The organism is Cryobacterium algoritolerans (assembly GCF_004402785.1).
In the GTDB taxonomy this organism is placed as follows: Bacteria; Actinomycetota; Actinomycetes; order Actinomycetales; family Microbacteriaceae; genus Cryobacterium; species Cryobacterium algoritolerans.
Map to the genome: position 1 here is coordinate 1 of NZ_SOFP01000082.1, position 5500 is coordinate 5500.

Below are 5500 nucleotides of genomic sequence, written 5' to 3' on the forward strand. Positions count from 1 at the left end.
CCGGGCGGGACTTCGTCACCGAACCCGCCACCGTGCACCCCACCGGACCACCGCAAGCCAGGGTGCCTGACGCCGGGCCGCCGGACGCCGGGCCACCGAACGCCGGGCCGCCGGACGCCGGGCCGCCGGACGCCGGGCCACCGAACGCCCAGGACAACCCTCCGTTCTGAGGTTGCCATCCCCGGCTCGCGCTGGCGTCGATTCAGAGATTTTGATGGTGAACTCAGGCAGGTCGGGCGGGCACGAACCCAGGTGGGCCCGGACTTATGCCGCAACTCCACTGGGGCGGAACCCGCCGGGGGTGGGACGGGGTGGGCGGACCCCCAGTCCGCCGGAACCGAGGTTGTCGCGGCCCGGTCGCCGTTGGGTGCCGGGTATCCGGAACCCAACGGCTGCGCCCATAATGAGGCATGCCCGCCGAACGATTCCCGCGTCGCACCTCGTGGTTTCCGGCGCTCTCGGTGCGTGTGCGCATCCTGGCGGCGATCCTGTTGGTCGCGGCGGCCGGCATGATCGCCGCCGGCACGACCGCCTATTTCGTGCAGCGCGACAGCACTCTCGACAGCATCGACACCGCCCTGCTCGGAGCGGTCGACGACGCCCGCTTCATCGCCAAGGATTCGAAGGCCACTACCTTGAACGCCGTGCTCGAGGCTGTCGTTCAACGAATCCGGCCGGGCACGAATGAAGCCACCCTGGCCATCATCGACGGCGCCGCCGCCCTCGCGCCGGGAGGGGACGTCGACTTCCGTCTGGAGGAGAACCGGGCGTTCGTCGCCCGCGTCGTCGGTGAGACTGCCACCGGAAACGTCGTGCTCGGCAACGTCCGTACGGACGGGCGCACGGTGCGCTACGTCGCCGCACCAGTTGATGTCACCGGTGACGCCGCTGTCGGCGTCTTCGTCGCCGCGTTCGACCTCGATGCCGCGCTGCGGCCCGTGACGGATGCTCTCCTCACGTCGCTCAGGGTTACCCTTGCCGCCCTCGTCGTGCTGGGTCTGGTCGGCTGGCTGGTCTCTGGCCGGCTGCTGAGGCCCATCCGGGCATTGCGGGAGGCTGCCGCGCGGATCACCGCCTCGGACGTGAGCGAGCGCATCCCCGTGGTCGGTCGGGACGATGTTTCAGAGCTCACCCGCACCGTCAACGACATGCTCGACCGTCTCGACGGTGCCCTGACCGGTCAACGTCGGCTGCTCGACGACGTCGGCCATGAGCTCAAGACCCCGATCACAATCGTTCGCGGGCACCTCGAACTGATGGACCAGAATGACCCGGCCGACGTCGTTGCGACCCGCGCCCTCGCCATCGACGAGCTCGACCGGATGAACGGGCTGGTGCGCGATATTTCAGCCCTCGCGGAGGTTCAGCGCCCCCTCGGAGTGGCCCGCGCGCCGGTCGACATCGCGGTGCTCACCGAGCTCGTGCGCACGAAGGCGGCCGCGCTGTCCGGCCACCGCTGGGTGACGACCGAGACGGCGAACATCGTGGTGCCGGTCGACGCCGGGAAGCTCACCCAGGCTCTCCTGCAACTCGCCGCGAACGCCGTCAGCCATGGCGGCGTGGACGGGACGATCGACATCGCAAGCGCCACCGGGCGAGACGCCGTCGGCAACCCCCGATTGCGGCTCTGGGTGAGAGACGACGGACCAGGGATCAGCGCCAACGCGCAGGACCACATCTTCGAGCGTTTCCGGCGCGGGGCGAGCGGGCGAGGCCCGGCCGGCTCCGGCCTCGGGCTCGCGATTGTGTGCGCCATCGCCGAAGCCCACGGCGGAACAGCCACGGTCGCGTCCGCGCCGGGGCACGGTGCCACCTTCACGATCGACCTGCCCATTCCTCCGGACGTCGTGGCGCCCGAACAAGGCCGGGCCGAACAAGGCCGGGCCGAACAAGGCCGGGCCGAACCAAAGGAGCAATCGCTGTGAGTCGCATCCTGATCGCCGAAGACGAACTACGCATCGCGTCCTTCGTGGAGAAGGGGCTGGCCGCGGCCGGTTTCACCACCGTGACGGTGCGGACCGGCACCGACGCCCTCGACTTCGCGCTGACCAGCGACTTCGATCTTCTGCTGCTCGACATCGGGCTGCCCGGCATCGATGGCTACGAGGTGCTCCGCCGGCTGCGGGCGCAGCAGTCCGTGCTTCCCGTGATCGTTCTCACGGCCAGGGACTCGTCCGAAGACACCCTTGCGAGCTTGCAGGGCGGGGCGAATGACTACATGTCAAAGCCATTCCGGTTCGACGAGCTGCTGGCGCGCATCCGGCTGCGCATCACGGATGCCGCGCCCGTGACCCAGCCTGAGCTCGCGGTCGGAGGCCTCCGGCTCGACCTACGCACGCGGCGAGCCGTGGTCGACGACCGCCAGGTCGACCTCTCGGCCCGGGAGTTCGCGCTGGCCGCGGAATTCCTGCGCAATCCTGACCAGGTACTCAGCCGCGAGCAGCTCCTCAGCCGGGTCTGGGGCTACGATTTCGACCCCGGCTCGAACATCGTTGACGTCTACGTCGGGTACCTGCGGTCGAAGTTCGGAGCCGGACGGATCGAAACGGTCAGAGGAATGGGCTACCGGCTGCGCTGAGCCGGTAGCCCATTCCGTGACGCGGGGGAGTACTCGTTAGTCGTCGCTGCCTGAATCGTCGCTGCCGTGCCCGGAGTCGCCGTGGTCATCCTTGACGTCGTGGGTCGCAGGCACGGCCGGGGTGGCCGGCGTCGCCGCGTGGTTTTCGCCATCTTCATGGTGCGCAGGGACGGCAGGGACGGCCGGGGTGGCGGCGTGCTCGGAGCCTTCGTGCTCGGCAGCCCCGCCGGCCTCATGCTTTGCCGGGTCGTCGTCGCTCGGGTCCGCAAGGTCGTTGGCGTCGGTCTCGTTGGCGTCGGTCTCGTTGACGTCGGTATCAGTGGCGTCAGTCTCAGTGGCGTCGGTCTCGTTGGCGTCGGTCTCGTTGGCGTCGGTCTCGTTGGCGTCAGTGTCAGTGTCAGTGGCGTCGGCGACATCGTGGCTGGCCGGAGCGTCGACCGAGTTGTCGTCGACCGACACGCTCGACGTGGGCATCGGGGTGGGCTCGACGCTGCTGTGTCCTGGGTCAGCCTGGGCGGCAACGATGCCGATCGACATCAGCCCGGCGAGACCGAGGGTGGCAAGGGTGATAGAGCGTTTCTTTGTCATCTTCAACATAAACGGGCCTTTCGTGGGTGCCGGGCGAGCCGGCGGCTGGAAGCTGGAGGAATCTTGTTACGCCCCTACTCTTGGGTGCACGGATAAGGCGCACACGAGAGATCGGTGAGAGGTCTTTTATGTTTTCGAGAGAGCTAGTCCTTCCCGTCGGACGTGCCGCTGCCGCTGGAGCGGCTCGTGCCATCGCTGCCGCTTGTGCCGCGGTCGTGACCCGTGTCGTCCCTCGAGGCGTCACCACCCTGGGCGTCTACAACGATCGGGGCAGGGGCCGGAACGAGCTCAGGCTCCTCCTGCGCTCCGGACGACGAGCCCGCTCCGGACGACGAGCCCGCTCCGGACGACGAGCCCGCTCCGGACGAGGAGCCCGAGCCGGGCGACGAGTCCGAATCCGAGCCTCCGCCCGGCATGCCCGGCAGATCGGCCGGAGCGGTCGCGCCACCTGGCGACGGCGCGCCGTCCGGTGCCTCGACGGCCGGTCCTGTGCCCAGGTCCACGGTCACCGCAGGCACTTCGAGGACCCGGCCTGGTTGGTCTGCCAGGGCAAGGGCGCTGACCATCCCGGCCGCCGCGGCCGCCGCGACCAGGATTCCCAGCCCGCCGCCGACCGCGAACAGCGCCCTGCGGCGGCGCCGAGGGGCACGGATGCCGGGTGCCGGTGCGTTCTCGCTCATCTTGTCCTCCACGGTTCGGCGCGCACATCGCCTCGTCGTGGCCGGGGTCGGCGTCCAAGTAGAAGTGTGGGTTGATCCTATGAGAAGCCGGCACGACGCGCATGAGAATGTTCTTATCCGATGCCGTCACCGAAGGGGTGTAGCGGCGCGGCAGGAGCGAAGCGTTCTCGCTCCGTCCCGCACGGTTGTTCTGCTTAACCGTCGTGCATAACTCCTGCAGAACGAACGGCGATCGGCCGAAGAGGCTCAGAATCACGTGGTTCAGGCGCTGCCCGCCGTCGAATTGCAGGAGTTAGGTCGGGCCCGGGGCCGGGACCGGCCTGTGGGCCGACACCCGGAGGACGACGGTGCGCCCCGTGATGCTGCCGATGATCACGTTGGCGAGTGTTCGCAGGTGGTACCCCCAGAGCTGTGCTCCTCGACTCGGTTCGACCGTGCATCCACTTGGCCCACGGCGACCACAGTGCAACGGGAACGCCGAGCTGCCCGGCCGCTGCGGCTGAGACTCCCTGCACGCCCTGACATACCCTGGCCGGGCGTACTCTGATCCTGTGGATTCAGGACGCACGACCGAACCGGCCCTCGTGGCAGAACTTTCAGACGCGGACGGGCACTCCGGCCGGGCCGAGACGCGCCGGATCAACGAGGTCACCGAGGAGCCCCTCGACATCCCGGCGCACGTGGCCGCCGTGTCGACCGGTTCGTGCGGGGCCGTGGTCACCTTTATCGGCCAGGTGCGCGACCATGACCCCGACGCGGCCGGCCAGGTCACCGGGCTCGACTACAGCGCGCACCCCGATGCCGGGCGCATCCTGGCCGAGATCGCCGACCGGTTCCGCACGGAATTCCCACAGGTCAACCTGGCGGTCAGCCACCGGATCGGCCACCTCGATGTCGGCGACCTCGCCCTCGTTGCCGCCGCGGCGAGCGCCCACCGCGGCGTGGCCTTCGAGGCCTGCGGTCGCCTGGTCGAGGCCGTCAAGGCCGAGGTCCCGATCTGGAAGAAGCAGTACGAGGTCGACGGCTCGCACGCCTGGGTCGGGCTGGCCTGAACCACTCTCGACGCATCCTTTTATTAAACGTACGTGTATCCTCTAAAATAGAGTCGTGGCAATGCCACGCCAACGAGGAGGACCATCATGACCGCCGAGCCCATCACCCTGAGCGACCTGCGCCCCGGACACCCTGAAGCGACCGACGCCGCCGCCCCGGGGCACAACTGCCAGTGCGACCACGATGACGCCGAGACGATTGTTCTCGACGGGCGCACGATTCCGCACGCGGTTCGCCACGCGGCCATCTTCGGTGCCCTTGAGGCGATCCGGCTCGGTTTCGCGCTCGACCTGATCGCCCCGCACGATCCGCTGCCGCTGATCGCGCAGCTGGAAAAATCCCGCCCGGGTGCTTTCGCCGTGTCCTATCTCGAACGCGGGCCGGAGGCCTGGCAGGTCCGGTTCACCCGCGTCTCCTAGCCACCCACCTTCGCGCTTGCAGGCGACAGCGGCAGGCGACCACAGGAAGCAACCGGATAGCACAGTGACACGCTCCACCCCCGCACCGGCGGACGCCGTGCGCCCCGCACGCGCCGCAGGCCCAGCAGACCCTGCGCACCCCGTGCGCCCCGCAGGCCCCGTGCGCCGGGCCGGCGCGGTCG

6 protein-coding genes are annotated in these 5500 nt (G+C 69.1%); 4 read left to right on the plus strand and 2 right to left on the minus strand.

Features of this window, described 5'->3' with window-relative positions:
• Window positions 1-410 precede the first annotated feature (410 nt).
• Together E3O19_RS16705 and E3O19_RS16710 are read left to right on the plus strand one after the other, a co-directional pair.
• Window positions 411-1925 carry a sensor histidine kinase gene (locus tag E3O19_RS16705; RefSeq protein WP_134569420.1) on the plus strand — a complete coding sequence of 505 codons (1515 nt, stop codon included), beginning with the start codon at window positions 411-413 and terminating at the stop codon, window positions 1923-1925.
• On the plus strand, window positions 1922-2578 hold the full coding sequence (locus tag E3O19_RS16710; RefSeq protein WP_134569421.1) for a response regulator transcription factor: 657 nt from the start codon (window positions 1922-1924) through the stop codon (window positions 2576-2578). The genes E3O19_RS16705 and E3O19_RS16710 overlap by 4 nt, the downstream gene beginning before the upstream one ends.
• A gap of 36 nt (window positions 2579-2614) precedes the next feature.
• Here the strand turns inward: E3O19_RS16710 and E3O19_RS16715 are convergent, their stop codons facing one another.
• Window positions 2615-3175 carry a hypothetical protein gene (locus E3O19_RS16715; protein ID WP_134569422.1) on the minus strand — a complete coding sequence of 187 codons (561 nt, stop codon included), beginning with the start codon at window positions 3173-3175 and terminating at the stop codon, window positions 2615-2617.
• Between the two features lie 134 nt (window positions 3176-3309).
• Window positions 3310-3846, minus strand: a complete 537-nt coding sequence (locus tag E3O19_RS18025; protein WP_194087925.1) for a hypothetical protein — start codon at window positions 3844-3846, stop codon at window positions 3310-3312.
• Between the two features lie 551 nt (window positions 3847-4397).
• Here E3O19_RS18025 and E3O19_RS16725 point away from each other — a divergent pair.
• Together E3O19_RS16725 and E3O19_RS16730 are read left to right on the plus strand one after the other, a co-directional pair.
• Complete coding sequence (locus E3O19_RS16725) at window positions 4398-4898, plus strand: molybdenum cofactor biosynthesis protein MoaE (RefSeq protein ID WP_241981456.1); 501 nt, start codon at window positions 4398-4400, stop codon at window positions 4896-4898.
• A gap of 87 nt (window positions 4899-4985) precedes the next feature.
• Window positions 4986-5318: a DUF2249 domain-containing protein gene (locus E3O19_RS16730; RefSeq protein ID WP_134569423.1), complete on the plus strand. Its 333-nt coding sequence runs from the start codon at window positions 4986-4988 to the stop codon at window positions 5316-5318.
• Window positions 5319-5500: the final 182 nt, after the last annotated feature.